The 26856-nt window shown below is 56.9% G+C and carries 21 protein-coding genes; 18 read left to right on the plus strand and 3 right to left on the minus strand.

Annotated elements, in window-relative coordinates; all coding sequences use genetic code 11:
• Positions 1-136 precede the first annotated feature (136 nt).
• Positions 137-1753, plus strand: a complete 1617-nt coding sequence (locus MHI24_RS22985; RefSeq protein WP_340021840.1) for a cobyric acid synthase — start codon at positions 137-139, stop codon at positions 1751-1753.
• On the plus strand, positions 1754-2080 hold the full coding sequence (locus MHI24_RS22990; RefSeq protein ID WP_340021841.1) for a YnfA family protein: 327 nt from the start codon (positions 1754-1756) through the stop codon (positions 2078-2080). It begins immediately after the preceding gene.
• 91 nt (positions 2081-2171) lie between these two features.
• On the opposite strand, the gene MHI24_RS22995 is transcribed toward MHI24_RS22990, so the two are convergent.
• A complete protein-coding gene (locus MHI24_RS22995) occupies positions 2172-3860 on the minus strand; it encodes a methyl-accepting chemotaxis protein (RefSeq protein WP_340021842.1) in 1689 nt (562 codons plus the stop codon).
• A 313-nt stretch (positions 3861-4173) separates the two neighbouring features.
• Between MHI24_RS22995 and MHI24_RS23000 the strand changes: the two genes are divergently transcribed.
• Positions 4174-4899, plus strand: coding sequence for a queuosine precursor transporter (locus MHI24_RS23000; RefSeq protein ID WP_340021843.1), 726 nt, complete (start codon positions 4174-4176; stop codon positions 4897-4899).
• A 62-nt stretch (positions 4900-4961) separates the two neighbouring features.
• On the opposite strand, the gene MHI24_RS23005 is transcribed toward MHI24_RS23000, so the two are convergent.
• Positions 4962-6056: a Xaa-Pro peptidase family protein gene (locus tag MHI24_RS23005; protein ID WP_340021844.1), complete on the minus strand. Its 1095-nt coding sequence runs from the start codon at positions 6054-6056 to the stop codon at positions 4962-4964.
• Positions 6057-6245: 189 nt separating this feature from the next.
• Here MHI24_RS23005 and MHI24_RS23010 point away from each other — a divergent pair, with 189 nt between their 5' ends.
• The 3 genes from MHI24_RS23010 to MHI24_RS23020 all read left to right on the plus strand — a co-directional run bounded on the left by MHI24_RS23010 (position 6246) and on the right by MHI24_RS23020 (position 8999).
• Positions 6246-7451, plus strand: coding sequence for a PQQ-dependent sugar dehydrogenase (locus tag MHI24_RS23010; RefSeq protein ID WP_340021845.1), 1206 nt, complete (start codon positions 6246-6248; stop codon positions 7449-7451).
• 135 nt (positions 7452-7586) lie between these two features.
• Positions 7587-8429 carry an SDR family oxidoreductase gene (locus tag MHI24_RS23015; RefSeq protein WP_340026765.1) on the plus strand — a complete coding sequence of 281 codons (843 nt, stop codon included), beginning with the start codon at positions 7587-7589 and terminating at the stop codon, positions 8427-8429.
• Between the two features lie 66 nt (positions 8430-8495).
• Positions 8496-8999, plus strand: a complete 504-nt coding sequence (locus tag MHI24_RS23020) for an N-acetyltransferase family protein (protein WP_340021846.1) — start codon at positions 8496-8498, stop codon at positions 8997-8999.
• A gap of 22 nt (positions 9000-9021) precedes the next feature.
• Here the strand turns inward: MHI24_RS23020 and MHI24_RS23025 are convergent, their stop codons facing one another.
• The gene (locus MHI24_RS23025; RefSeq protein ID WP_340021847.1) at positions 9022-9366 is read right to left on the minus strand and encodes a helix-turn-helix domain-containing protein; all 345 of its coding nucleotides are present in this window, start codon (positions 9364-9366) and stop codon (positions 9022-9024) included.
• A gap of 90 nt (positions 9367-9456) precedes the next feature.
• Between MHI24_RS23025 and MHI24_RS23030 the strand changes: the two genes are divergently transcribed.
• The 12 genes from MHI24_RS23030 to MHI24_RS23085 all read left to right on the plus strand — a co-directional run bounded on the left by MHI24_RS23030 (position 9457) and on the right by MHI24_RS23085 (position 26813).
• Positions 9457-9717 carry a YqkE family protein gene (locus MHI24_RS23030; RefSeq protein WP_340021848.1) on the plus strand — a complete coding sequence of 87 codons (261 nt, stop codon included), beginning with the start codon at positions 9457-9459 and terminating at the stop codon, positions 9715-9717.
• Positions 9718-10089: 372 nt separating this feature from the next.
• Entirely contained in the window at positions 10090-11538 is a 1449-nt protein-coding gene (locus MHI24_RS23035) for an RtcB family protein (protein ID WP_340021849.1), read from the plus strand.
• A 2-nt stretch (positions 11539-11540) separates the two neighbouring features.
• Positions 11541-12827, plus strand: coding sequence for an AAA family ATPase (locus tag MHI24_RS23040; RefSeq protein WP_340021850.1), 1287 nt, complete (start codon positions 11541-11543; stop codon positions 12825-12827).
• Positions 12828-13087: 260 nt separating this feature from the next.
• Complete coding sequence (locus MHI24_RS23045; RefSeq protein WP_340021851.1) at positions 13088-13591, plus strand: sigma-70 family RNA polymerase sigma factor; 504 nt, start codon at positions 13088-13090, stop codon at positions 13589-13591.
• A complete protein-coding gene (locus tag MHI24_RS23050) occupies positions 13584-14783 on the plus strand; it encodes an anti-sigma factor (RefSeq protein WP_340021852.1) in 1200 nt (399 codons plus the stop codon). Before MHI24_RS23045 ends, MHI24_RS23050 begins: the two co-directional genes overlap by 8 nt.
• A 289-nt stretch (positions 14784-15072) precedes the next feature.
• Complete coding sequence (locus tag MHI24_RS23055) at positions 15073-16833, plus strand: sensor histidine kinase (protein WP_340021853.1); 1761 nt, start codon at positions 15073-15075, stop codon at positions 16831-16833.
• A 34-nt stretch (positions 16834-16867) separates the two neighbouring features.
• On the plus strand, positions 16868-18343 hold the full coding sequence (locus MHI24_RS23060; protein ID WP_340021854.1) for a helix-turn-helix domain-containing protein: 1476 nt from the start codon (positions 16868-16870) through the stop codon (positions 18341-18343).
• 260 nt (positions 18344-18603) lie between these two features.
• A complete protein-coding gene (locus tag MHI24_RS23065; protein ID WP_340021855.1) occupies positions 18604-19887 on the plus strand; it encodes a sugar ABC transporter substrate-binding protein in 1284 nt (427 codons plus the stop codon).
• A 22-nt stretch (positions 19888-19909) separates the two neighbouring features.
• Positions 19910-20860, plus strand: coding sequence for a sugar ABC transporter permease (locus MHI24_RS23070; RefSeq protein WP_340021856.1), 951 nt, complete (start codon positions 19910-19912; stop codon positions 20858-20860).
• Positions 20845-21678 carry a carbohydrate ABC transporter permease gene (locus MHI24_RS23075; RefSeq protein WP_340021857.1) on the plus strand — a complete coding sequence of 278 codons (834 nt, stop codon included), beginning with the start codon at positions 20845-20847 and terminating at the stop codon, positions 21676-21678. Before MHI24_RS23070 ends, MHI24_RS23075 begins: the two co-directional genes overlap by 16 nt.
• A 5-nt stretch (positions 21679-21683) precedes the next feature.
• A complete protein-coding gene (locus MHI24_RS23080) occupies positions 21684-22838 on the plus strand; it encodes a glycoside hydrolase family 88 protein (RefSeq protein WP_340021858.1) in 1155 nt (384 codons plus the stop codon).
• 183 nt (positions 22839-23021) lie between these two features.
• Positions 23022-26813: a polysaccharide lyase family 8 super-sandwich domain-containing protein gene (locus tag MHI24_RS23085; protein ID WP_340021859.1), complete on the plus strand. Its 3792-nt coding sequence runs from the start codon at positions 23022-23024 to the stop codon at positions 26811-26813.
• Positions 26814-26856: the final 43 nt, after the last annotated feature.

Below are 26856 nucleotides of genomic sequence, written 5' to 3' on the forward strand. Positions count from 1 at the left end.
CCTATACGCCGTACCACCAAGCGCTCAATACCTGACCGCCACTGTGCACCCTACAGCTATACGCCGCACCGCACGGGGACCAACATCTGCGCCGCCGCCAAGCGCCGGCAGCAGCAAGAAAGCGAGGAGGATCAACATGAAAGATACATATGCAGACCAAGCTGCCGCCGGGCCAGCAGCGAGCCGGGGCGCGGTGCTCATGATTCAGGGCACCGCCTCCGATGTCGGTAAGAGCCTGGTCACTGCTGCCATCGGGCGGATTATGACCCGGGACGGCTACCGCACCGCGCCGTTCAAATCGCAGAATATGGCGCTGAATTCCTATGTGACGGCGGACGGTCTGGAGATTGGCCGCGCCCAGGGGATGCAGGCGGAGGCCTTCGGCATTACCGCGACCAGTGACATGAATCCGATTCTGCTGAAGCCCTCCGGCGAGATGAGCGCGCAGATTGTGGTGCACGGAGTGCCTCATGCCGCGCTCAGCGCGAGGGAGTACCGGGAGAAGTTCCTCCCGGAGGCCAAAGCCACTGTCATGGATGCCCTGGAGCGCCTGCGGGAGACATACGATATCGTGCTGATGGAAGGCGCAGGCAGCCCGGCGGAGATCAACCTCAAGAGCCGGGATATCGTCAATATGAATCTGGCAGGCTGGGCTGATGCCCCGGTGCTGCTGGTGGCTGACATTGACCGGGGCGGCGTCTTCGCCTTCATTGTCGGGACGCTGGAGCTGCTGGAGCCGCACGAGCGTGCCCGGGTCAAGGGCTTCATTATCAATAAATTCCGCGGGGATGTCTCCCTGCTCCAGCCCGGACTGGATTGGCTGGAGGAGCGGACAGGCATTCCTGTGCTGGGAGTACTGCCGTTCCTGCCGCAGCTGCGGATTGAGGCGGAGGACTCGGTGGTTCTGGAGCGGACATCAGGCAAGCAGCGCGAGGGGGCAGAGGAGGTAATAGATATCGCGGTGATCCGCTATCCCCGGATATCCAACTTCACCGACTTCGATCCGCTGGAGGATGAACCGGATACAACGGTGCGTTATGTGCAGTCCGCAGACGAGCTGGGAACCCCGGATGTGATCCTGCTGCCGGGCACGAAGAACACAGCGGCAGACCTTCGTTATCTGCGGGAGCAGGGAATCCCTCAGGCGATAGAACAGGCGCTGGGCCTGGGCACACAGCAGCTGGCCGGCATCTGCGGCGGATATCAGATGCTGGGGGGCAGGCTGCTGGACCCCCATGCCGTCGAGAGTGCCGAGCCGGGGGAGACCGAAGGTCTCGGGTATCTGCCGCTGTCCACGTCGTTCCTCCAGCAGAAGACAACCGTCCGGGTCAGCGGCGGGCTGGCAGCAGACCATCCGCTGCGGCTAAACACAGCAGCTCCCGGAGCACCGGAGGAGCTGCCTGTCACCGGCTACGAGATTCATATGGGAACAACCATGAATCACGACCCCTCTTCCGTCCGCAGCCTGTTCACTCTAACCGGACCGGACGGGCAGGCGGTGCCGGAGGGCTGGGGAACACCGGACGGCCGTGTCTGGGGCAGCTACCTGCACGGGCTGTTCCATAATGATGAGCTGCGCCGGAGCTGGCTGGACGGGCTGCGCATAGCCAAAGGACTGGCCCCGCTGACCGCCACCTTCTCAGCGGCTGCTCTGCGGGAGCAGGAATTCGACCGGCTGGCGGATGCTGTGCAGGCACATCTGGATATGGCTGCGGTCTACAGGATCTTGGGCCTGCCTGCGGGAGGGGAATAGATGGTATCCGCAGTGCTGTTGTTCATTGCCGCCGGGCTGGCCGAGATCGGCGGCGGTTACCTCGTCTGGCTCTGGCTGCGGGAATCGCGCCCGTTATGGTACGGACTGGCAGGCTCCATCATTCTGATTGCCTACGGGGTGATCCCGACACTGCAGAAGTTCCCTTCCTTCGGCCGGGTGTACGCCGCGTACGGCGGGGTGTTCATCGTGCTCGCCGTGCTGTGGGGCTGGCTGGTGGACCGGAAGACACCGGACTTATATGACTGGATCGGGGCCGGTATCTGCGTGATCGGGGTATCCGTCATTCTATGGGCGCCAAGGCACTAATCAAGCCCGCCTCATACCAAAAAGCAGTTCCATAAGGCCGCATATGCGCGTCCCCAGGAACTGCTTTTTTATATTGCTGCTCTATCAAACGTTAAATCTTAAACTGCTCAACCGCCTGCTGCAGCTTCACGGCCTGCTGGTAGAGATGCTCGACGGTCCGGGCATGGCCTTCCAGCTCCTCGTGCTGGCGGGCGGAGTTGCCGGCCAGGGTGTCGGCGTTCTGCCGGGACTTGGCTGTAATCTGTGCAGTCTCCTCAACAGATGCGCTGACCTCCTCGGTGCCTGCCGAGATCTGCTGGGTGGCGGCCGATACGGACTGGATGCTGTTATTGATGCTCTGGATGAGGATCAGCAGGTGATTGAAGGCATTGCCCGCCTCGACCACCTTGTTCAGCCCGGAGGACACCTCTGCGTTGACATGGTTCATCTCGGACACGGAACGGTTCATATCCTCCTGCAGGCTGAGCAGGAATTCACGGATCTGCTCGTTGGATTCCTTGGATTGCTCAGACAGCTTGCGGACCTCTCCGGCCACGACAGCGAAGCCCCGGCCATGCTCCCCGGCGCGGGCGGCTTCAATGGAAGCGTTGAGCGACAGCATCTGAATCTGCTTTGTAATTTCGGTGATGCCCTGCACGACCTCGCCAATCATCAGCGAGCGTTCATTCATCAGCCGGAATTGCTCCAGCGACTGCTCAGAGGCCTGTCCCACCTGGCGCATCTGCTCCACTGCCGTCTGGGCAATCTCATTGCCGCTCTGGGCTTCTGAAGAAGCTTCGTTGATCTGCTCGGTAACCTCCCCGGCAGCGGAGGCGATATGCTGGATACCCATATTAATCTCATCCATGGCCCGCGAATTGTCCATTGCACTGCTGGCGATCATGGCGCTGCCCTTGCCGATCTCCTCGACTGAGGCTGTGGAATGCTCAGCCATCGTATTCAGAACCTGAACGCGCGCCTTGAGATCATTGGAATCCGCGACGACGGTGCCGGAGGTGTCCAGCACATGCCCGATCATCTCCTTCAGCCGTTCGCTCATGATCCGGAAGCTCTCCGAGAGCTGGCCGACTTCGTCACTGCCTTTGATCGTAAGCGCTTCGGTGAAGTCCCCTTCGGCCAGCTTGTTGCTGTAGGCAGCCAGCTTACTGATCGGGCGGGTAATTCTGCGGCTCATGAAGCCTGCGGCAGTAACTCCTACCACCAGGGCAAGAAGGGTAATTCCGGCACTGGTCCACAGAATGCTGCTCATCTTGTCTTTGATGAAGTCCATATCTGCGCTTGCGGCTACAATCATGGTCGTTCCGGGAACTCCGACATAGGCAGTCTTATGTATACCATGGCTATCTTCATAGAGGTCACTAAGTCCGGCTTTGCCCTTGGCAGCCTGTTCCATAGCGGGGGTTACTTTGATAGCTTCATCCGGCTTCAGCTTGGCGCCATGGTCCGCGATCAGGACAGTGGCCTTCCCATCCTGCAGATTGATGAGGAAGATAGTATCCACATCCAGATTCTTACGCTTGTCCTCGAAATAGAATTCGACATTGGTCCGGGCCTGTTCATTCTTGTTCAGCGTCTGCTGCGCATTGGTGGCATTCAGGTTCTTATATGTATCCTGGGCAGCGGCGGTCAGAGACTTATCGATCTGCGGCATCACATAGCTGTTAATGATTCCAATCGATATCGTGTAGAAGCTGATACTTAACGTTAGGGAAGTGAGCAGCAATACGGCAAACAGCAATAGCGTAAACTTGCGGCTTATTGATTTTTTGAGGCCAAACACGGCGATCTCTCCTTTTTCCGTACATCTTGGGGGGGACAATAGTAATTGATAACTATTCTATAGAATTAACCTCCGGTTGAATAGTGAAAATTTGCTATATCCCGCACAATTTTCAGAAAAAAATGAATATTTAACGGGACGATCACCATTTTGCCAAAAAGAATGAACTAAAAGGCGCTTTGTGCAAATTTGAAATTTTCATAGCATGTTAGCTTTAGATGTGATAGAGTAGTAATGTTTTGTTTCCGTAAGCTGCAAGCCGCGGTTCGTAACCATCCCGCGTAACCAAAACTAGGAGGAATTAAAAAGCATTATGTTTAACCTGTTGTGGGGTATTTTATTTGTTGTTGTTAATTTCGGGTTTTTTCTGCTCTGCTACCGGTTATTCGGCAAAAAAGGGCTCTACGCCTGGGTAGGTATGGCCACTGTGGTCGCTAATATCCAGGTCGCCAAGACGATTGCGATGCCGTTCGATATTGTCATGACGCTGGGGAATACGATGTATGTCACCCTGTATATGACCAGTGACCTGCTGAACGAGCGATATGGCCGCAAAGAAGCGCGAAGCGCCGTGTGGTTCGGCTTCTTCACCCTGCTGATGACGACCGTCATTATGCAGATGGTGCTTGTGTTTGAGCCGCAGGAGACGGATATTGCCCAATCCTCGCTGCAGACGATCTTCGGCCTGATGCCGCGGCTGGCGCTGGGCAGCCTGAGTGCTTATTTTATCAGCCAGTTCCTGGATGTACGGCTCTACTCGTGGATACGGAAGTACTACGGGAGCTCGCGGCAGCTATGGATCCGCTCGAACGGCAGCACGATGGTCAGCTCTTTTGTTGATACGCTGATCTTCTGTACCATTGCCTTCGCGGGGACGTATGATCTGAGGGTCTGGACCGAGATTCTGCTGACCACCTATGTATCGAAGTTCCTGCTCACAGCAGCAGGCACACCGGTGCTGTACATTGGCCGTTCCTTCAAGTTTGCCGAAGAGGAACAGACATCATCACCGCAAGAGCCTGGAAACCGTATTGCCTGATACAAAAATAAACCCCCAGCCCTCCCGGAGATCCGGTGGAGCTGGGGGTTTCTTGTGCTCTGCTACAGGCTCAGCACGGTCCATTCCTTGGGGAAGCTGGTCAGGGTCTGCGGACCTTCGGCGGTCACCAGCACATCATCCTCAATGCGCACCCCGCCCAGATTCGGCACATAGATTCCCGGCTCTACGGTGAACACATTGCCGTTCTCGATCACATCGGTGTTCAGTCCGTGCAATGAAGGATACTCATGGGTATCCATGCCCAGCCCGTGTCCGACACGGTGCATGAAGTATTCCCCGTAGCCGGCGGCTTCAATGACAGCGCGCGCCGCCTGATCCACCGAACCGAAGGTTGCTCCGGCCACGGAGGCAGCAATCCCTGCTTCGTTGGCGGCCAGCACGGTATTGTAGATGTCCCGCAGCTTGCTGTCCACTTCGCCTACGGCAAAGGTGCGGGTAATGTCGGAGGCGTAGCCCCCGGTGTATACCCCCAGATCGAACATGAGCAGATCGCCCGGCTGAATCTGACGTTCGCCCGGAACGCCATGCGGCAGCGCAGTCTTCGGACCGGACAGGACCATGGTGTCGAAGGAAGGGCCGGATGCGCCAACCTTCTTCATCAGATATTCCAGCTCGGCCACCAGCTCAATCTCACTGATCCCGGCCTTGACATGCGCCAGGCCGCGGCGGAGCACCTCCTCTACCTGCTCGGCGGCCTGCTTCATAATGGCCACTTCCTCCGGTGTCTTGACCGCACGCATCGCCCGGAGCAGATGGCCGATATCCGTGTAAGAGCCCGCGCCCACAGCTTCGGCCAGCTGCTCATACCGGCTGACGGAGAAGTGCTCCTTCTCGATGCCGAAGCTGCCAAGGCCAGTGTTACCGAGGCGTGACTTCAGCAGCGCGTACGGGTTGTCCGTATCGCTGTGTGTCAGGATCGTCTGCACCGAGGAGGCGGCATGGGCCGCTTCGGCATCCAGCGCAGGTACGATCAGCACCGGCTCTTCGCCGCGGATCAGCAGCAGGCCCAGGAAGCGTTCATGCGGGTTGCTGGCGAAGCCCGTCAGGTAGTATACATGCTTGGGATCAGTGACGAGCAGGGCATCCAGGCATTCGCCTGCCATGTCCTGCTCCAGTTTTTGCAGAGCCAGATTCATTTCGAGTGTTCCCCTTTCGTCTACACGCTTTAACAGCAATGCTCCCATTATAATTCATTAATATGGATGCTGCACCTCCCGTTATCACTGCAGCCTCAGTCGTTTGAGGAAGAGAAGCACAGGGTAATAGTTGCCACAATCAGGATCTTCATTAATAATTTTAACGAATACCTGAAGGAGGTTAGGAACATGGCTATAACCAAAATTAGGCTGCATTCCCGTACCTGTCTGCTGCGTGTAACACTGGTCCTGCTGCTGACGCTGCTGTCCGCCTGCACTTCTGCTGCGAAGGAGGATAAGCTGCAGGAGAACGGGGCAGAGGGCAGTCCGCCGGTTAACGCTCAGCCTGACGAAGCTCCGGGTGTATCGCCGGGTTTTCCCTATACTGCTGAGACTTTAGCCAGCGGACTGGAGGTTCCCTGGGAGATGGCGTTTGCACCGGACGGCCGGATTTTTATTACCGAGCGTTCCGGCAGCCTGCGTGTCATAGAGAACGGGAAGCTGCGCGATGCTCCGCTGCTGAAGCTCTCTGATCCTTTTGTCAGCAAGGGAGAAGGCGGGCTCTTGGGCCTCGCGCTGGATGCTGATTTTGGGCAGAACGGACGGGCTTATGTCTATCACACTTACCGCACCGAAGAGGGCGAAACGGCGAACCGGGTGCTGCAGATTCAGATTGGAAGCGCGTCAGCAGAGATCAGCCGGGTACTGCTGGATCATATACCAGGGGACACCAATCATAACGGCGGACGAATCAAGCTCGGGCCGGACGGGAATTTGTACATCACGACAGGTGACCGCTATGAGCCGGAGCTGGCGCAGGACAAGAATAATCTGGGCGGCAAAATCCTGCGGATTACGGCCAGCGGCTCCATCCCCGGGGACAACCCGTGGCCCGGATCGCCGGTCTACAGTATGGGTCACCGCAATGCCCAGGGGCTGGCCTGGCAGCCGGAAAGCGGGGCGCTCTACAGCTCCGAGCATGGCCAGTCCAGTCACGATGAGCTCAACCGCATTGAGGCCGGAGCCAATTATGGCTGGCCGCTGATCGAAGGCGATGAGACCGGTGACGGCCAGCCGGAGCTGGCAGCTCCGCTGGTTCACAGCGGGAAGGAGACCTGGGCTCCATCAGGCATGACCTTCGTTACGCAGGGGCCCTGGGCTGGTGAGCTGCTGGTTGCAAATCTGGCCGGGCAGCAGCTCCTGAGGGTATCGCTGCCGCCAGCGGGCGGAGCACCTTCAATGACCAGCCTGTTCAAGGAAAAGTACGGGCGAATCCGTAATGTGGCGGAAGGGCCGGATGGTACCCTGTACCTTATGACCAACAACCGCGACGGCAGAGGCAATCCGCAGGCGCAGGATGACCGGCTGATTGCGCTGCGTCCGGACTGGAAGTGAAGAATGGCGGATCTTGGACTATTTTAACCCTCCAAAATGATGTAACATAACCTTAACTAGCATATACTTACTCGGATAAGGCCGGGCCGCTGCAATTGCCGCCAGGCCCTATATGCAGGAGAGGGGAAGATGTCCATGCAAGGAAAAACAGTGCTGGTCACCGGAGCGAACTCCGGTATGGGGCTGGCTACTACCGTAGAGATGGCCCGCCGGGGCGCCACGGTCATCATGGCCTGCCGCAGCCGCAAGCGGGGGGAGGAGGCTCTGGCGGAAGCGGTGCGGCAGAGCGGATCAGACAACATCCGGCTGATGCTGTGCGATCTCGCTTCGTTCGCCAGTATCCGCGAGTTTGCCGCGGAATTCACCGCCGCATACCCTGTGCTTGATGTGCTGATCAACAACGCCGGAGTAATGGTCTTTCGGCGGGAGCTGACGGCGGATGGTTACGAGCTGGATCTGGGTGTCAATCATCTGGGCCATTTCCTGCTTACTCTGCTGCTGCTGGACCGGCTCAAGGCAGCTGCACAGGGGCGGATTGTAGTTGTCGCTTCGGGAGCGTACAAGATCGGCAAGCTCTATCTGGACGATCATACCTTATCCCGCGGCTTCACTGCCGCGAAGGCGTATGGCCGTTCCAAGCTGGCGAATATTTTGTTCACCCGCGAGCTGGCGGAACGCTTGAAGGGGACGGGCGTCACGGTGAATTGTCTGCATCCGGGAGCGGTGGGGACGAGCATCGGCGTCAGCCGGGAGACAGGCTTCGGGCACAGGCTGATGAAGCTGGTGGGTGTCTTGTTCCAGACATCGGAGCAGGGTGCAGATACGGCCATTTATCTGGCAACTGCACCTGAGCTGAGGGAAGTAAGCGGCCAATATTATTACCGCCGCAAGATTAAGGAGCTGAGCCCGAGGGCGAAGGACCCGGAAGCGGCTGCACGGCTATGGCAGTGGAGTCTGGAGCAGACCGGGCTTGCCTGAACGGGTACGGTATGAAGTATAATCATTGCAATGAACGCCTAGACCACTTACGGGAGGAACAACAGAATGGATTGGCAGGGTTATAGCATAGAGGATGCTACAATAGAGGATTTGGGGGCGATTGTGGACATCTACAATTCCACCGTGGCCGGGCGGATGGTGACTGCGGATCTTGAGCCGGTAAGTGTGGAGGACCGGGTGAGATGGTTCCATGAGCATAACAGCCATCACCGGCCGCTCTGGGTGCTGCGGCATGGCGGAGAGATTGTCGCCTGGTTCAGCTTCCAGTCCTTCTACGGCCGTCCTGCCTATAGCGGCACTGCGGAGATTAGTGTCTACGTTAACGAGAAGTTCCGCGGCAGCGGCGCCGGAAGTATTCTGCTGGCCAAAGCGGTGGAGGAGTGCCCGCGCCTTGGCCTGCAGAACCTTGTCGGCTTCGTGTTCGGCCATAATGAGCCAAGCCTGGGTCTGCTGCGGAAGTTCGGATTCCAGGAGTGGGGCCTGCTGCCCGGCGTCGCCGTATTGGACGGTATTCCGCGCGATCTGGTGATCATCGGGCGCAAGCTGTGAATGTATATAAAGTATGGTCTTATTAGGTTGAAGCAGAGGGTGCGGGGCGGCATTCCTCTTCCGTGATCCAGGCTTCCGACCACACCTGCAGATCATGGATGACGGATTCCAGTGCCCGGCCCTTGCCGGTCAGCGAATATTGAATCCGCACAGGCGTCTCCGGGAAAACCTCGCGCAGCACGATGCCCTCCTGCTCCAGCTCCTTCAGCCGTTCAGACAGCAGGCGGCCGCTGACCGGCAGCGCGGCTTCAATCTCGCCGAAACGCTGGGGACCCTGGAGCAGCTGATAGATGATTAAGCCCGTCCAGCGTCTGCCGATAAGATCCATGCTTTTTTGTAACCTTGGACATAGCTCTGTGGATTTCATTAGGCTCACCTCTTACTGTACATTATAAACGAATTACCCTGTAACTAAAACAAATTTGAAGTATTTCAACCGCATGAAAGGATGATCCCCATGGCTAAAAAGAAGAAGAATCCCCCGGCTCCGCGCCCTGCGGCAACGGATGCTCCTACAACCCTTAAGGATATGCTGAGCGGCGAGGTGCTGGAGAAGCTGAAGGCGCAGTCCGATGCGCTTAAGGCCGAAGAACGGGACAAGAAGGAGGCTGCCCTGAAGGCGGCGGAGGACAAGCGGAAGGCCGAGCAGAAGCGGCTGGAGAACGATTTCGGGCACCTGCTGGAGAACAGCAGCCAGGACTGGTCCAAATTTAAATAAAATAAACTTTACCAGAAATAGGGTTGACAACCGGCAGCGATGCCATTTAATATTGGGTTTATCATTTAGCGAAGGGAGGCCGATGGGTCATGATTGGAATGAATGCCAGAAGAACACACCGCAGTCACATGACAACCGCATATCAACGATCTGATCTCATCGCCTTCGTCCGGAAGACATAATCTGCGGTTTTGCCGCTATGGTCACAATTGGATACAGGTGTGCTTTGAACATGCGCATGCTTCATCGGGAAGCTGTGCACAGCACTCCGGGAGCCGTGGATCGGAATGGATCTGCGGCTCTTTTTGTTGTACCTGGAAAAATCGATATTCAACACTTACAAACGAAAACTGAGAGGAAATGAACCCATATATGAATAGCATGAAGCAACAAGCGGGAGAGATGTCCCGTTATAAACATGAGGTAGCCCTTCCGGGCGGCGACCTCAAGGTATACGCCAGTGAGCAATTGTTCGGCTCGCTGGATTATAAGGTCCTGGAAATGGCTAACAACAATCTGCAGATTCCCGGCATCGAATATATGAGCTACACGCCGGATGTGCATGTAGGCGTCGGAACCTGCATCGGTACAACGGCAGTCTGGGACGCAGATTCAGGTTATGTGTCGCCGTCCATTGTCGGCAGCGACATCGGCTGCGGGATGCGGGTGCATCTGACCAATCTGCATGTGGACGATCTGCGCGAGGTGAAGCTGCGCCGCAAGCTGGTCCGCGCCATCGAGCGGTATCTCCCGATGGAGGCCCAGGAGCGCGGCTATTACAGCGACATCCGGCTGGAGAATGTGGTGCGCAAGGGACTGCACGGCCTGCCGAACAAATATGTTCCTGACAGCTACACTCCGAAGAAGTCCAGTGCGCTGTCCCATGTGGAGATTGCCAGACTCGGCTTCGACGAAGAGATTCTGAATGAGCTGCCGGACATGGCCTGGCACCGGGGGCACCGCCAGCTTGGAACCCTTGGCGGCGGCAACCACTTCGTGGAGATCCAGGCGATTGAGATTGCGGAGGACCAGCGGAAGGTGGCGGAAGCCTGGGGGCTTCAGGACGGGCAGATTGCTGTGATGATCCACTCCGGCTCCCGGGCCTGGGGAGGACTGGTCAACCAGTTCTGCACCCCGGCCTTTGCCAAGGTCATGGGCCAGCTTGGGCTGGGCAGCGCCGACCCGCGCCTGATCTATGCGCCGCTGGCGCATCCGCAGGCACAGCGTTACGTTAATCTGATGTACTCGGCGCTGAATTATGCGGTGGTGAACCGCCATCTGATCGCTTATGGTGTCCGTGAAGGCTTCCGTGACGTCTTCGGCCCGAAATGCGAGCTGCGCACCCTCTACGATCTGATGCACAATTATGCCTGGGAAGAGAACACCTCCGCAGGCACCAAGTTCGTGCACCGCAAGGGGGCGACCCGCGCGCTGCCCGCTGACCATGCGGACAATCCGCGTGTGTACGCGGCAACCGGACATCCGGCGCTGATTCCCGGCTCGATGGGCACCGCCTCCTATATCATGGTCGGCCAGCCCGGCGGGGAAGAGAATTATTATTCCATTTGCCATGGTGCCGGCCGTATCCGCTCCCGTTCAGCCACGAAGAAGCTGGTGACTGTCCAGGAATTCTCGCGGTCGATGAAGGTGGGGACGAGTGAAGAGATTGTGGTGAACCAGCGTTCCCTGGAATCTATCATTGACGAATCTCCCCAAGCCTATAAGAATGTAGATGAGATCATAGAAAGCGTTACGGGCGCCGGCCTGGCTGCCGTGGTGGCCAAGTGCAAGCCGCTCGCAGCGATAAAGGGGACGAAATAAGGATGGAGCAGGAGAACAAGAAACCGGCTGTGATCTATGCATATGATGAAGACAGAACCGGAATTATCAAAGGCTATGATGTATACGCCCGTCTGGTCGACGGCATTCTGGAGGCCCTCTACGCCCGTTACGGTGTCCGTTATGAGCTGTACGCCAGCGATGACCCGAACAGTGAATACTGGAAGCTGCTGGAGAATGATGTGCAGAGCGGGAATGCCGGGGTGGAGCATGTGGCGCGGATTTTTGACCGGCTGGAGGACCGGACCTTCGTGTTCGACGATGAGAAGGAGCAGCCGGAGTACCACATTCATCTGTCGGTCCGCAACAATGTGCTGGCCTATCCGGCCATGGGCGTTGCCCTGGCGCGGGTTCCGGTGTTCCAGGAGAACGGGATTAACTTCCAGGATTATGTGTTTGCCGCATCGGATGAGCAGCTGCAGTGCTTCCTCGGCAATGTGCGCAAGCGTCAGCGGGAGCAGAATATCAACAAGGTGACGGTGTTCACTGACCGGCGCAACGGCATTTTCCGTGAGGATGAGCCCATTACGCGCGCGGTCAAGCGGGATGAGGTCGTGATGGATGCTGCGATCAAAAAAGAAATTTACCGCTCGCTCGACCAGTTTTTTGACAGCGACCGCAGCTTCTACGCCACCTATGACATCCCGTACAAGCGGGGGATTCTGCTCTACGGGCATCCGGGCAACGGCAAGACCACACTGGTCAAATCCATTGCCGGGAGCGTGCCGGGACCTGTGCTCTATTGGCAGATTACCGAATATACCAGCAGCGAATCGGTGAATGAGGTGTTCGAGGCGGCGGCGCGGCTGGCGCCGATGGTGCTGGTGATCGAGGATATTGATTCCATGCCGCAGGAGGTCCGCTCCTTCTTCCTCAACACACTGGACGGGGCCACCTCCAAGGAGGGCATCTTCCTGATCGGCACCACCAATTACCCGGACAAAATCGACCCGGGCCTCATGAACCGCGCCGGGCGCTTCGACCGGGCCTATGAGATCAAGATGCCGAGCGAAGCGCTGCGGCTCGAATACCTGCAGCTCCGCGGCTTCTCCACCTTCGCGGGGGATGAAGGCACGGCCACGGCGGCGCGTCTGACGGGAGACTTCTCACTGACGCAGCTAGGTGAGCTGTATGTCAGCGCTGCCCTGGAGTGGCATGAGAGCGGCACCGCCGATGTGGAGCTTCTGGTGCGCGGGATGCGCGGCGAGCTGGACAAGGGCCGCAAACGGGAATGGATGAAGGATGCTTCGGCCAGCATCGGCTTTTATTGAACCGCCGGGGAACGGGGCGGAATAGCAGTTACTTGAGGGAGCCGCGAGGCTCCCTTTTGTTGCTGAATGCGGCTGAAGGCTTGCACGCAGGCATATGGCCCGAATGTATGCGGAAAACAACATACATTCGGTGCTAAGATAATTACATATGGTTCACACGTTAGGACAAACTTGTTTAGGCTTCCAAAGTATAAAGGAAATTTCGTGCAGAAGTGTAACTTTTCGCGTGCTCATCCGTGGATGGAGTAAGGGGGAAGGAGATGGAGAAGAATTCGCTGGATGAACTATATAAGTTATATGTGGCCGATATCTACCGTTATCTGCGCTCCCTCTGCCAGAACCATCACGCGGCTGAAGATTTGATGCAGGAGACCTTTTACCGCGCTTATCTGTATCTGGAGGATTGCCGGGAGGAGCGGATCAAGCCGTGGCTGTTCCGGGTGGCCTACAATGCCTTCATTGATTACACGCGCAAGGAGAAGCGGAGTGTGGCGAAGGAAGGCGCTTATTTCAGCAGCCTGCCCCATCCGGAGACGACGGAGGGCACCCTGCTGAGGCAGGAACGCTGGGAGGAAGCCGCGCGGGCGCTCAGTCTGTTGCCGGAGCGGCAGCGTCATGCGCTGCTGCTGCATGACGTTCACGGGCTGAGCTATAAGGAAGCCGCTGACATTATGGAGGTGGGCTTGTCCCAATACAAGATACTCGTATTCCGCGCCAGGCAGAAGCTGCGTGAGGCGGATCGGAGGAGGAATGAGCATGAATGACGACATCAAAGAGAAGCTGCGCCGGTACAATGAGGGCACCCTGCCGGAGGAAGAGCGTGAGGAAGTGGAGCGCGAGCTTGCTAAGCTTGAGGCCTATCAGGAGGCGCTGGATGAGCTGATGGAGGGAGAGGATCAGGCAGACGGGCGCTGGACCCGGACGGACCGGACGGAGGACGCGGCTTCGGGATCACAGAAGAAAAACAGAAAAAAGAATGAGAAGCAGATCATCCGCCGGGGCAAATGGAGAGCACGGATCACTAACACCTGGACGGTATTGTCGGCGGTCCTGATCTTTACGGTCATCAGCGGCATTATTACAACAGTCTTCTACAACACCGGCGACCGCATCGATACCTACCGTGATGTGGTGTCATCAGCGATTGCCGTTACCCGCCCTAACACCACGGTGCATCTGTCAGCGGATGTGCATAATTTTTTCCGGATGGAGTTATCCGGCAATGTGCTGAAGCAGGTGGGCAGCGAGAGAATACAGGTCGGAAATTATACCCAGAAATTTCTTCTGGGGCTGGCCAATATAGGTAAGTATAACTGGATGGATGAGCGAAGCGGTTCCGGAAAATTATTCTATTATCCATCTGCGGAGGGCACTGATGGGGGAGGAGATGACAGCAATCAGTGGAAGAGGCTGACGAAGCTGCCTGAAGGCACAGTTGCCGAGGCTTATCTGTCGCTGGACCGTCTGTATACGACTGATGAGCTGCTGAAGCAGCTGGAGCCGTTGAATCTTCAGCCGGTCTGGTTCGGGGCCGATACCGGGGCCGAAGTCCGTGAAGGTGTAATTTTGTATCCATTGGGCTTTCCCTATGATCCCATCTGGCACGCAGATGATATGAAGAGATCAGAGGTCACCAAGGAAAAAACAGGCTGGTTCAGCTCCGTATCCACCTACAGCAGCGTGTCGCCTTCCGTTGAGGCATACGGGAGCGGCGAACTGCGGGATGCCAATTTCATCAAGACGCTTAAGCTGCTGCAAGAGCATCCCAGGATAACCCGGTCAGCGGCGCATATCAATCAGCTCGATGATTCCGTGGCTTATCTGGAGCGGAACGGCGTGAAGCTCTACGGAGCCGTTGTCACCGGACCGGTCAAAGAGCTGCTGAAGCTGCGCGAAGCTTCGTGGGCCCGCCATTTGCAGGTAGGCGAAGTCCGGCTGTGGAACTGGCAGGAGTGAGGACTGTACTATAAAGGATGGCCGGGAGCTGCTGTTTACAGCGCTCCCGGCCATTTTTTGAGTTACCCGGGTGAAGCTTGCGTCTTACCGGAATGATGCAATTAATCTCTTGATCCGCTAAATATCCCTGTACGGGGTTCTAGTATAATTGTAGCTCAAGTAAGGCTTTACGGATGCTGCGGCCGTGCGTTCATGCGGGTGTGCTCGTTTCCTGTCGTTTTTTGTTGAAGTTTGTGCCCGGATGAATGATACTAAATGTATTTAAGCCGTCTACAGGAGGTGGCAGGTGGTGGGCGCTGAAGTTACCAGACGTACCTTGCGTTCCAAGTTGATTCTGATGCTGCTGCTGCTCGGCGTGCTTCCCATGCTGGTAATCGGCTGGGCCGGATATGATGCCTCGAAGCGTTCGATTACTCATCAGGCTGTAGAGATCCAGTCCCGGATGCTGGAGCAGACGGTGGCCTCCGTGGACAGCGAGCTGGCCATGTATCAGCTTCTGGCCGGGTCGTTCGTGCAGGAGGAGCCTCTGCGCCAGATGCTTGATCCGCTGTCCAGGCCGGATGATCTGAAGCGCTATATCCATGAATGGGACCTGTTCAACCAGTTAGTGAGCAAGCTGGTCTTCTCCCGGTTCGAGGAGACACCGTCCGTTGTGATCTACGGGTATAACCGTAAAGTGTTCACCAGTTGGGGGGCAGACGGTACGAGACTGGCCGATTATCTGGAGGGCAACGCGGAATTCATGAAAGTGCTGAAGGCGGGAGGAGCCGGCCGGTTTGTATGGGCAGCCCCGCATCTTCCTTTTGATCCGTCAAGCGCACCGGAGCCTATGCTGTCCTATGAGGCCGGATATATTGACCCTGCGACCGGTATAGAATGGGGCAAAATAATAATCACCGGCTCCTTGAACTCATTGGTGGGCGACATGGCGATAAATAACCGGTTTATTATTATGAGGCCGGATGGTACGAGAGTCTACGCGTCCCCGGGTCCGGCTGTGCCTGAAGCCATTCTTGAGGAAGCGCTCAGGGCATCCTACAGCAAGGGCGCCGGAACCTTGAACGGCGGGGAGAGCATGAACAAGTCGATCTATATTTCCGCCAGGCTGCTGAACGATTGGATTGTCGTCGAAGAGGTTCCTTACCGCAGTCTCCTGTCAGAGCTTGGCCAGATCCGCAACCTTATGCTGCTGGTCATCGGGCTGTGTGTCGCCCTTTCGGTGCTGCTCGGGCATCTGTTCACCGGGCGGATTCTGCGGCCGATCAAGCATATGGTCCGGGTGATGAGGAAGATCGGTTCCGGGGAGTGGACGCATCTTCCGCTGATCCGCACCGATCCGGAGCTGGACCTGCTCCAGCGCTCCTTTCAGAGCATGACCTCGGATCTGAAGGAGCTGCAGGAACGCATGGAGGTGGAGCAGCAGCAGAAGCTGCAGGCTGAGCTGGACGCGCTGCTGTCGCAGATTCATCCCCATATGATCAAGAATACGCTGGCGGTCGTCAGCGGGCTGGCGCTGCGCGGCCAGACGGAGCAGATCCGCGAGGTTGTTCATGCGTTAGGTTATTTCCTGTCATCCAAAATCTATCCCGAGCATCCGCTTGTCACCATTGAGGAAGAGCTGGACGCGCTGCAGCATTACCTGACCATCATGCAGATCCGTTATCCGGACCGGATCCATGTAATGATTGATGTCCCGGATGCCCTGCTTGGGCAGCATATTCCCCGCTTCACCCTGCAGCCGCTGGTAGAGAACAGCATCTATCACGGGATGAGCGGCGAGGAAGCGATTCATATCTGGATTCAGGCCTACGATGTGTCCGCTATGTTTACCATTTCAGTAACCGACAACGGAAGCGGTACAGCCAGCCGGCCGCTTGATGCAGACCTGGACCGGGAGAGTGCAGGCCATCCGCGTGCATATTCCGGGATCGGGCTGTCCAATATCCGGCAGCGCATTGCCCTGTACTTCGGCGGTGCCGGGACTTTACACTTCGAGAGCCGTCCGGGTGCCGGGGCACAGGTGGAGATTACACTGCCCAAACGGCAGTAAACGGGCGGAGGCAGTCAATTGAAGGAGGAGGAACATGGCAATACGAACGATGCTGGTGGAGGATGAATGGCTGATCCGGGAAGCGCTGCTGAGGACGGTGCCCTGGACGGAATACGGGTTCGAAATTGTGGGGGAGGCGGGCAATGGAAGCGATGCGCTCGACATGTTCATCCGGCTCCGTCCGGATGTAGTCATAACTGATATCCGCATGCCGGGGATCGACGGGCTGGAGCTGATTGCCGGCATCCGCAAGATATCGCAGACTGTCCTGATATGTATTCTGAGCAGCCATACTGATTTTGAACTGGCTAAGCAGGGTATCCGGTACGGCGTATTTGAGTATCTGGACAAGCTGAATCTGTCGTCCGGCGAGATTGAGCACTGTCTGGAGCGGCTTCATAACACATTCTATGGGTCAACCGGGCAATACGGCGGCACAAGCTTAAGGTCTGGCGGTGCCCTTCAGCCGGAGCTGCGGATACTGGAGATGCAGTCACCCTCGGCCTGGCTGAAGCAGTTCAAGCCGGGTGCGCAGGAAGGCGGCGGCTGGCGGTGGGTCATCATGCTGATTAACCGGGATGCCTGGGAACAGACGGATATTCACGCCTGGCTGGAGGGATTCCCTTACCCGGACATCATCGCCGAGCGGCGGTTATTCGTCGATGCGGAGCAACGGGTGCATCTCATCATCGCGGATGAGATAGAAGTGCCGCATCTTCTGCTGGAGCGTTACGAGGATACGGGCATTCTGATCAGCTCCAGAGTGGCTGGAACGGGGGAGTGGGAGCGGGCGTACCGGGAGGCCGAGGAATTGCAGGCCGACCTGTTCTACACGGGCTGGAATCATGCGGTGGAATATGAGCATAAGCGTGTCTATCAGCTGGCTGCACCGGCGCTTACTGGCAGCCAGACGGATCAGCTGATTGCACTGCTGGCCGTGGGGAACGTAAATGCGATCATGGAGTGTCTGGATGAGCTGCTCCAGGACGCACAACGGCGCAGCATTCATCCGAAGCGGCTGATCCAGGCGCTTACCCTGCTGCTGATGCGGAATCTTCCGGGCAAATATCTGGAGCGTGAGCATACCGCTGTATGGGCAGAGGCTATCGGCCGCATTCCTTCCTGCGCCACCGCCGGGGAATTCCTGGAGCGGATATCGGCTGCCCTGAGAACGGTAATGCCGGACAAGGACCGCCCGGTAACGGTGGATGTGGAAGCTGCCCTCCGGTACGCACAGGAGCATTATGCCGGGAAGCTGACACTGGGACGCCTGGCCGATGCCGCACATTTGAATCCGAATTATTTCGCTACGGTCTTCAAGGAGCAGACGGGGGAGACGCCCATGGCCTACGTAGCCCGTCTGCGGGTAGAGAAGGCCAAGGAGCTGCTTATGCGCCGGGAAGGCAGTGTCCAGGAGATTGCCGAGAAGGTGGGACTGCATAACCTCAGCCACTTCTCGAAGGTTTTCAAAAAAATGACCGGACAGACTCCGTCCGAATATCGCGGATAATCTGTGAATCAGAATACAAAACTGAACATTGGAACAGTCGCAGGGGAGCTATTGGATAGCTTCTCTTCTTTTCTATGCATATGTTATAGTTATGTTATGAAAATGAACATGTAACTTACAGAAAGCGCATTCATCATTTATTTTATATGAGGATAACAACAATTCTACTGAATCAGGTGCAAAGACAACGGCCGCAAACTCCATTATATTTACATCAAGTGAGAAACACTTACACAAACGATCTTGGGGGGACGACAAGCATGAGGAATTGGATAAAGCCTTTGATGGGAATGACGGCAGGCGCGGTGCTTCTGGCAGGCTGCGGCTCGGACAACACGGATAACACCACGGCGGGGACTTCAGCACCCAAACAGGATGTTGCGGTTAAATTTATGCTCTGGAATGACAGCGCCTCGGAGCGGATGTACGATGAGCTGGCCCAGGCCTTTGAAGCGAAGAACCCGGGCATTACCGTGGATTTCACCAAAAGCGATGCCAATACCTACAGTGAACGGTTGACGGTTACGCTGACCGGCGGCGGTGAGGTTGACGCTTTCGCCTTCAAGAGTCTGGATGAGTATTACAAGCTGGCCTCCTCGGGACGCGCGCTGGCGCTCGATGAACTGGCCGCTGCTGACAGCACGGCGCTTGCGGGTGTTGAGGCTTCCCTAGACGGCCTGAAAATTAACGATAAGCTGTATGGCTTGCCTTTCCGTTCAGACGGCTGGGCGCTCTATTATAACAAGGATCTGTTCGACCGTGCAGGAGTGGCTTATCCCGGAGATGATCTGACCTGGGAGCAATATGTGGAGCTGGCGAAGCAGATGACAAGCGGGAGCGGACAGGACAAGATCTACGGCTCCTTCATGCCGGACTGGCCGCAGACCTGGTACGTCTATGGTCAGCAGCTCGGCGCTTCGCTCTATAGTGATGATCTGACCCCTTACGTGCAGGGCCTCAAGCTGCGCAAGGAGCTGTCGGACAGCGGGGCCCAGCCTTCCATTGCCGAGAATAAGGCGACGAATGCCCATTACAGAACTGCTTTTCTCACCGGAAAATATGCGATGGTGGTGACCGGCACATGGTTCCCGGGAATGCTGGAGCAGGACAAGAAGGACAACAAGCTGACGTTCAACTGGGGAATGACCTATGTTCCGCACCCGCCTGAGGTGAAGAAGGGCACCACGATGACCGCAGTGGTTGTGCACGCTGTAAGCTCTGATGCCAAGCATCCGGAGGAAGCCAAGAAGTGGATCAGCTTCATCTCCAGTGAGGAAGGGCAGCAGATTGTAGCGAAGTATCAGACGCCTGCATCCACCGCCGACAGTGTGAAGAAGCAGTACCAGGACAATTTCACTAACGATGCGGTCAACCTCGACGCCATCTTCAATATTACCTCTGTGCCGGAACGCGAATTGCGCAAGGGCATTACCCAAATGAACACGATTGTGACCGAGGAAGGGGAATTGGCGCTGCTGGGTGAGATTACACCGGAGCAGGCGGTTCAGGACATTAAGAAGAGAAGAGATCAAGAGATTCAATAGATACCAGGGGGAGGATGGTGAGATGTCTACTTTGAATAAAAGCTCGCTTAGCAAGCAGCAGGCCTTGCGGCCTGCTGCAGGCGGGGATGCGTCTTTATGGCGGCGGATGATGCATCCGCAGGCCAGGACGGCCTATCTGTTCCTTCTGCCGAATCTGCTGGGGTTCCTGCTGTTCATCGGCATCCCGAGCGTGATGGCGCTTGGGCTCGGCTTCACGGAATGGGACGGCTATAATGCGCTGAAATGGAACGGGCTGGACAATTATGTCCGGCTGATGCGGGACGATAACTTCAGGATCGCCTTGCAGAATACGCTGGTCTACACGTTCGGCTCCTGCCTGCTTGTGATCATTGCCTCCCTGTCCCTGGCCTTGCTGGTCAACCGGAAGCTGAAGGGGATCTCGCTCTACAGAGCGGCCTTCTTCTTCCCGCATATCGCCTCATTCATTGCCGTAGCGGTAGTCTGGCAGGCGATCTTCAATCCGACGCTCGGTCCGCTGAACATGTTCCTCGGGAATTTCATGGACCAGCCGCCCGGATGGCTCGTCAGCTCAAAGTGGGCCTTGTTCAGTATTATCCTGGTTTCCGCCTGGAAGATGGCCGGATACTATATGCTGCTGTTCCTGGCCGGCCTGCAGGGCATATCCAAGGAGCTGTATGAGGCGGCCAACATTGACGGGGCCAACATTCTGCAGCGCTTCCGCAACATCACATTGCCGATGCTGTCTCCGGTCACCTTTTTCGTGATTATCACCTGCATTATTAATTTGTTCAAATCCTTCGATCTTGTGTACGTCATGACGGGCGGCGGTCCGGGCCGGTCCACGAAGCTGCTCGTCTACGATATCTTCGTCCAGTCGTTCCGCAATTCCGCCTTCGGCTATGCTTCCGCTGAAGCCATTGTGCTGTTCCTGATCGTACTGGTAATCACTTATGTTCAATTCAAGGGGGAGAAACGATGGGTCAACTACTAGGCCGGGCAGTGCCGAAATCGCTGTCGCATCTGCTCATGATTGTCATATCCCTGATCATGGTCGTGCCCTTCCTGTGGATGCTCTCCACCTCTTTTAAGATGCAGGAGGAAGTGTTTCAGTATCCGATCCAGTGGATTCCGCAGAATTTCCATTTCGAGAATTATGCTGAGGTGTGGACCAGCATTCCCTTTCCGCTGTATTACTTCAACTCCCTGAAGGTCTCCATTCTGGTCACCCTGGGGCAGCTGATTACCTGCTCCCTCGCCGGGTATGCCTTCGCCAGACTGGACTTCCCCGGGAAGAACCGGCTGTTCATCATGTACTTCGCGGCCTTCATGATCCCTTATCAGGTCATTATGATTCCGCAGTATTTCGTCATTAAGAAGCTGGGCCTGGTGGACAGCCACTGGGCGCTGATCGTGCTGGAAATCTTCAGCCCCTATGGCGTGTTCCTGATGCGCCAGTTCCTCTCCGGCATCTCCAAGGAGCTGTCTGAGGCGGCGCGGATTGACGGCTGCAATGAATTCGGCATCTTCGCCCGGGTCATTCTGCCGCTGGCCAAGCCGGCGCTGGCCACCCTTGGCATCTTCGCCTTCTCCTGGGTATGGAATGACTTCCAGGCTCCGCTGATCTATCTGACCAGCGACCGGCTGAAGACCCTGCCGCTGGGCTTAGCCAGTCTGAACGGCGAGTTCACCTCACAGACCCAACTGGTGATGGCGGGCACCGTATTGTCGCTTATTCCTGTCGTGACGGTCTTCCTGTTCTTCCAGCGGTACTTTATCTCGGGCATTACAGCCGGTTCAGTGAAAGGATGAGACTTGTGAAAGAAGCAACGGCAACAGGCGTGAAGTGGCAGGAGGCTATTGCCTCCGCTCTGCTCAAAACCAAACGCAATCTGGAGCAGCACCCTACAGATTTTCCCCATATCTCCAATGGCAAGCACTATGAATGGGGCAGCAACGAAGACTGGATTGAAGGCTTCTGGACCGGAATCGTCTGGCTCTGTTACGAGTACAGCGGCGATGAATCGCTGCGCCAGCACGCCCATGCCCAAGTGGAGAGCTTTGACCGCCGGCTCAGTGACAAGCTTGCACTGGACCATCACGACATCGGCTTCCTGTACGGCTTATCTGCAATGGCGGGCTGGATTGTGGAAGGAAATGAGCAGCACAAGGCGCTGGCGCTGCGTGCCGCCGACCATCTGCTGGGCCGCTGGCGTGAATCCGCCGGGCTTATCCAGGCCTGGGGGCCGGAGGATGATCCGGAGAACGGCGGGCGGATTATCATTGATTGCCTGATGAATCTGCCTCTGCTGTACTGGGCCGCCCAGATAACCGGTGATGAACGGTATGCCCGGATTGCAGCCGCCCAAGCCAGGCTGTCGCGCAAATTCCTGGTGCGGGGGGATGATTCCTCCTATCATACCTTCTACTTCGACGGGAGCGGCAATGCGCTAAGGGGAGGAACGCATCAGGGCTTCCGCGACGGGTCCACCTGGACGCGCGGACAGGCATGGGGCATCTATGGATTTGCTCTATCATACCGCTTCACGGGCGATCCTGAGTTTCTTGAGACCTCGAAGCGCCTGGCCGCCTATTTCATCGAACGGATACCGGAGAGCGGCATTGTCTATTGGGACTTCGATGCTCCGGCCGCCGGTTCTGTGAACCCGGACAGCTCTGCGTCCGCCATTGCGGCTTGCGGTATGCTTGAGCTGCTTGAGCATCTCGCGCCTGACGACCTGCTCCGTCCGCGTCTGGAGCAGGCTGTGAAGCGGACGATGAATGCGCTGGCTGAACTTTCACTGGGCATGGCACAGGAGGCGGAAGGTCTCCTGGATCACGGCTCCTATCATGTCAGAGGCGACTATGGACCGGACGGCTATATGATCTGGGGGGACTATTATTATCTTGAAGCTTTGATGCGCCTGGAGAAGGGGATTCCCGGGTATTGGTATGAGCGTGAGCGGAATTAGGGCTTAAACACTATCATTCTTGGAGGGATTGCCATGCAATTGTTCATGAGGCCAGGCATCAAGCCGTTTATCTTCCGTCCTTTCCTGAAATATAAGAATTTATGTGTTTCACGCTATAAATTATCCTTATATTTCTCGCTGAAACGGTGTCGTCCTTTAAAAGGACGGCACAGCCGTTTCTACTTGGTACTGCTGATTCTGTCGCTCATCCTGCCTGCTGCACCATGGCCGGCGGCCTCCGCCGCCGGCACTGTCCATGTCAATGTGAGCTATGACGAGAGCGGCAATGCCAGGAATACGAAGCTGTATAACGGCTCTACCTATAAAGGCTCCGTCGGGGGAGGCTGGGGCATCTATAATTCTGCGCCGGATACCGATTATGTCATCATTGAGAATGCTCCCCAGCGTGAGGATTATAGCCTTAGCATTGTTTCGAACACCAAGAATGTGAGTACCGGAAGGAATCATCTGGGCGGAACGGCGAACGGCGATACCGGCCTTACCGGGAAGCTGGTTTTTGAAGCCTCGGTCTATATGAACAGCACCTCGCACCGCCGGGAGATTCAATTCCGCAGCTTGAATGCCCCTTATCCTTCTACAAGCACTACGAATGTCGCCGCTCTAACCTTCAATACCGCAGGTGAAATCCGGGGAGCGGGCAATGAGCTGCTGGGCAGCTACGGGCAGAACACATGGGTCCGGTTGAAAATGTTCGTGGACAGCCCGGCGCGCACCGTCACCTATTTCATCAACGACCAGTACGCGGGACAAGCTGCGCTGCCGTCCGCCTGGTCTAATATCAGACATGTCTACCTTCATCAGTATTATCAGAGCGGCCAGCAGGGCGAGTGGCGGGTCGATGACCTGAAGCTCGCGGATTATGTGCCGCTTACCGGAATCACCTCCTCCGTGACAGCACTTGAACTGCCGGAGACAGCCAGCGCCGATATTGCAGTTACGGTCATGCCGCAGGACGCCTCCGACCAGCGCCTGGTCTGGAGTACGGCGGACCCTTCCGTGGCATCGGTGACCTATGGCACGGTCCATGCTCTCAGCGAGGGGAGCACTACTGTAACAGTAAGCACCTATGAGGGCAATTATTCGCTGACCGTTCCTGTAACGGTGACCCGGCAGGTGCTGCCGCAGTCCATGGCCTTGCCGGATGAAGTGAACCTGGCCGTAACCGGCAAGCGGACACTTCAGCCCGTATTCGGGCCTGCGGATACAACGAATCAGGCGGTGAGCTGGAGCTCCGCTGATCCTGCGGTGGCTGCGGTCAATGCTGCCGGCGAGCTCACGGGCATAGCGGCTGGCTCTACAGTCATTACAGCGGTATCCCAAGCCGATCCGGCAGTGTCAGCGTCGGTAACGGTAGTTGTGACTCCGTATATTCCGGTTACAGCGGTTACGGTTACGTATTCACCCGTTCCCATCCAGCTTCCCAAGTACAGCAGCCTGCAGCTGAGCGCGGTTGTCACACCCGCAGATGCGACCAATGCAGGGCTGACCTGGGTATCCGATCACCCGGACATCGTAAGCGTGGCGGCAGACGGAACCCTGCAGGCGCTTGCCGTCGGGACGGCTGCGGTGTCCGTAAGCGCAGCAGACGGAGCGGCGGATACGGTGACGGTTGAAGTCCTTGCGCCTCAGCCGGATAATCCCGGAGAATATGACGAGATCAGGCTGCGGTGGCTGGAGACGCTTACCGGCAAGGCTTCCCTGGATGTGAATGATCCGGCGGTCCGGCCGATTCTTGAGGCGGGTGCGGATGCTGCCCAAGGCTATTGGGATTCGATGCAGCTCACCCCCTCCAGTACTGTGCTGTGGGCTGATCTGCCTGCTTCGGCCAGCGACTCGGTATATATTAACAGTCATTATACCCGGCTGAAGACCATGGCCCTTGCCTATCAGACCAAAGGAACCCCGCTCTACCATGATTCCGCGCTGCGGGATGATCTGCTGGAGGCGCTGGATTGGATGCTGGATCACCTGTATACGGACTCCGGTACGGAATACGGCAACTGGTGGAATTGGGATATCGGCGTTCCCCACCGGCTGGCCGATATCCTGGTCCTGATGTACGACGAGCTGACGCCGCAGCAGATTCTGCGGAATACGGCAAGCATCGACCATTACATCGGCGACATCACCGCTCCTTCGTTCAACCAGACCGGGGCGAACCGCTCCGACATCATGCTGATTCAGATCCGGCTGGGACTGGTCGAGCATAATTATGACCGGCTGATTCAGGCCCGGAACGGGATGAGCGAGCTGTTCCAGTACACTGCAGCCGGTGACGGGTTCTATGAGGACGGCTCGTATGTGCAGCACAGCACGATTGCCTACACGGGGAGCTACGGCGAGGTGCTGATTCAGGGAATGGGCAATCTGCTGTTCCTGCTGAACGGAAGCACCTGGGAGCCGGTTGTTCCTGAATTAAGCAATGTGTACCGCTGGATCGATGAAGGCTTCGCTCCTGTGATGTACCAAGGGCAGGCCATCGATATGACGCGGGGACGCGCAATTGTCAGGCCGGGTGCGGATGCCTATTACTCAGGCAGGAACATTCTCGCGGGCATCGCCCGGATTGCCCAGACCGCACCTGCAGAATTATCCGCTCCACTCAAAAGCCTGGTGAAATATCATGTGCAGTACCAGCTCAGCCAGGGGGCATCCTACTACCTGTTCCCGCTGGATCTGGCGGATACGATTAAGGGGTGGGTGGAAGATCCGGCAATTGCGCCCGCAGCCAGCCTTCCGGCGCACTATGAGCTGAACGGCATGGCGCGCAGCGTGCACCGGGGCGGAGATTATCTGTTTGGTGTCAGCAAAAGCTCCAAGCGCATTGCCACCTATGAGCTTACCAACGGAGAGAATCCCAAGGGCTGGTACACCGGCGACGGAATGACGTACCTCTACAATGGTGATCTGTCGCAGTATACCGGCAGCTTCTGGGCAACTGTGAACTGGAACCGTCTGCCCGGAACAACCGTGGTCTCCCGCCCGAGGGATGCCAGCAATTATCAGAACGGCGACGGCGAGTCTGTCGCGGCCAATGCCTGGGCAGGCGGAACCACACTGGATACCTTCGGGGCCACGGGCATGGAGCTGATGCAGAACGGCACGCAAATGCAGGCGCGCAGATCCTGGTTTGCTTTTGACAATGAGATCGTTGCACTGGGCGCAGGCATCACAAGCACCGATAACCTGCCGGTCGAGACGGTCATTGAGCAGCGGAAGCTGAAGGAAGACAATACGAACAGCTTCGTGCTGGATGGCGTGGCCTTGGGCGGAAATGTAACGGAGCAGGAGTCACCAAGTCCTTCCTGGGCGCATCTGGAGGGCAATACGGCAGGCTCCGATATCGGGTATATTTTCCCGGAGCACTCGCCGGTGCGGGTGACCCGGGGCATCCAGCAGGGAAGATGGTCTGATATCAATCTGGCCAATCCGCCTTCCTCTACTGTACCCACCGCGCTGCTGCAGAATTATTTCCTGACGATGTGGATGGACCATGGCAGTAATCCGGCAGACCGGGGGTATGAATACATCATTCTGCCGAATGCCAGCCGGCAGGCTACAGAAGCCTATTCCGCTTCGCCCGATGTCACGGTGCTGGCCAATACCCGGACCGTTCAGGCGGTGCAGGAGAACACGCTTAACGTTACGGGGTACAATTTCTGGACGGATGCCCTTACTTCAGCAGGAGGCTTAACCTCGAATAAGAAAGCCTCTGTAATGATTAGCAAAAATACGGAGGACGGAATACTGAAGCTGGCCATCTCCGATCCGACGCTGGAGAACCAGGGGTACATTGAACTGGAGCTGGACGAAGCGGCGGCGGGAATCATCAGCAAAGACGGGCGGATCGAGGTTACCCGGCTGTCGCCTACCGTGAAGCTGCGGGTCAATACCGCAGATACACTGGGACAGACGCTGCTGATTACGCTGCAGACGGCAGCAAGCAACGAGTGAACCGGACAAGCATCCGGAAGGCGGGCCATTGGTCCGCCTTTTT

The organism is Paenibacillus sp. FSL K6-1096 (assembly GCF_037977055.1).
Lineage (GTDB): Bacteria > Bacillota > Bacilli > Paenibacillales > Paenibacillaceae > Paenibacillus_AQ.

Coding starts and splice junctions, on each gene's coding strand:
- MHI24_RS23035 (WP_340021849.1), top strand. CDS start 10,090: ATGAATAGCATGAAGCAACAAGCGGGAGAGATGTCCCGTTATAAACAT.
- MHI24_RS23065 (WP_340021855.1), top strand. CDS start 18,604: ATGAGGAATTGGATAAAGCCTTTGATGGGAATGACGGCAGGCGCGGTG.
- MHI24_RS23060 (WP_340021854.1), top strand. CDS start 16,868: ATGGCAATACGAACGATGCTGGTGGAGGATGAATGGCTGATCCGGGAA.
- MHI24_RS22990 (WP_340021841.1), top strand. CDS start 1,754: ATGGTATCCGCAGTGCTGTTGTTCATTGCCGCCGGGCTGGCCGAGATC.
- MHI24_RS23020 (WP_340021846.1), top strand. CDS start 8,496: ATGGATTGGCAGGGTTATAGCATAGAGGATGCTACAATAGAGGATTTG.
- MHI24_RS23050 (WP_340021852.1), top strand. CDS start 13,584: ATGAATGACGACATCAAAGAGAAGCTGCGCCGGTACAATGAGGGCACC.
- MHI24_RS22985 (WP_340021840.1), top strand. CDS start 137: ATGAAAGATACATATGCAGACCAAGCTGCCGCCGGGCCAGCAGCGAGC.
- MHI24_RS23010 (WP_340021845.1), top strand. CDS start 6,246: ATGGCTATAACCAAAATTAGGCTGCATTCCCGTACCTGTCTGCTGCGT.
- MHI24_RS23000 (WP_340021843.1), top strand. CDS start 4,174: ATGTTTAACCTGTTGTGGGGTATTTTATTTGTTGTTGTTAATTTCGGG.
- MHI24_RS23025 (WP_340021847.1), bottom strand. CDS start 9,366: ATGAAATCCACAGAGCTATGTCCAAGGTTACAAAAAAGCATGGATCTT.
- MHI24_RS23070 (WP_340021856.1), top strand. CDS start 19,910: ATGTCTACTTTGAATAAAAGCTCGCTTAGCAAGCAGCAGGCCTTGCGG.
- MHI24_RS23030 (WP_340021848.1), top strand. CDS start 9,457: ATGGCTAAAAAGAAGAAGAATCCCCCGGCTCCGCGCCCTGCGGCAACG.
- MHI24_RS23040 (WP_340021850.1), top strand. CDS start 11,541: ATGGAGCAGGAGAACAAGAAACCGGCTGTGATCTATGCATATGATGAA.
- MHI24_RS23075 (WP_340021857.1), top strand. CDS start 20,845: ATGGGTCAACTACTAGGCCGGGCAGTGCCGAAATCGCTGTCGCATCTG.
- MHI24_RS23005 (WP_340021844.1), bottom strand. CDS start 6,056: ATGAATCTGGCTCTGCAAAAACTGGAGCAGGACATGGCAGGCGAATGC.
- MHI24_RS23015 (WP_340026765.1), top strand. CDS start 7,587: ATGCAAGGAAAAACAGTGCTGGTCACCGGAGCGAACTCCGGTATGGGG.
- MHI24_RS23045 (WP_340021851.1), top strand. CDS start 13,088: ATGGAGAAGAATTCGCTGGATGAACTATATAAGTTATATGTGGCCGAT.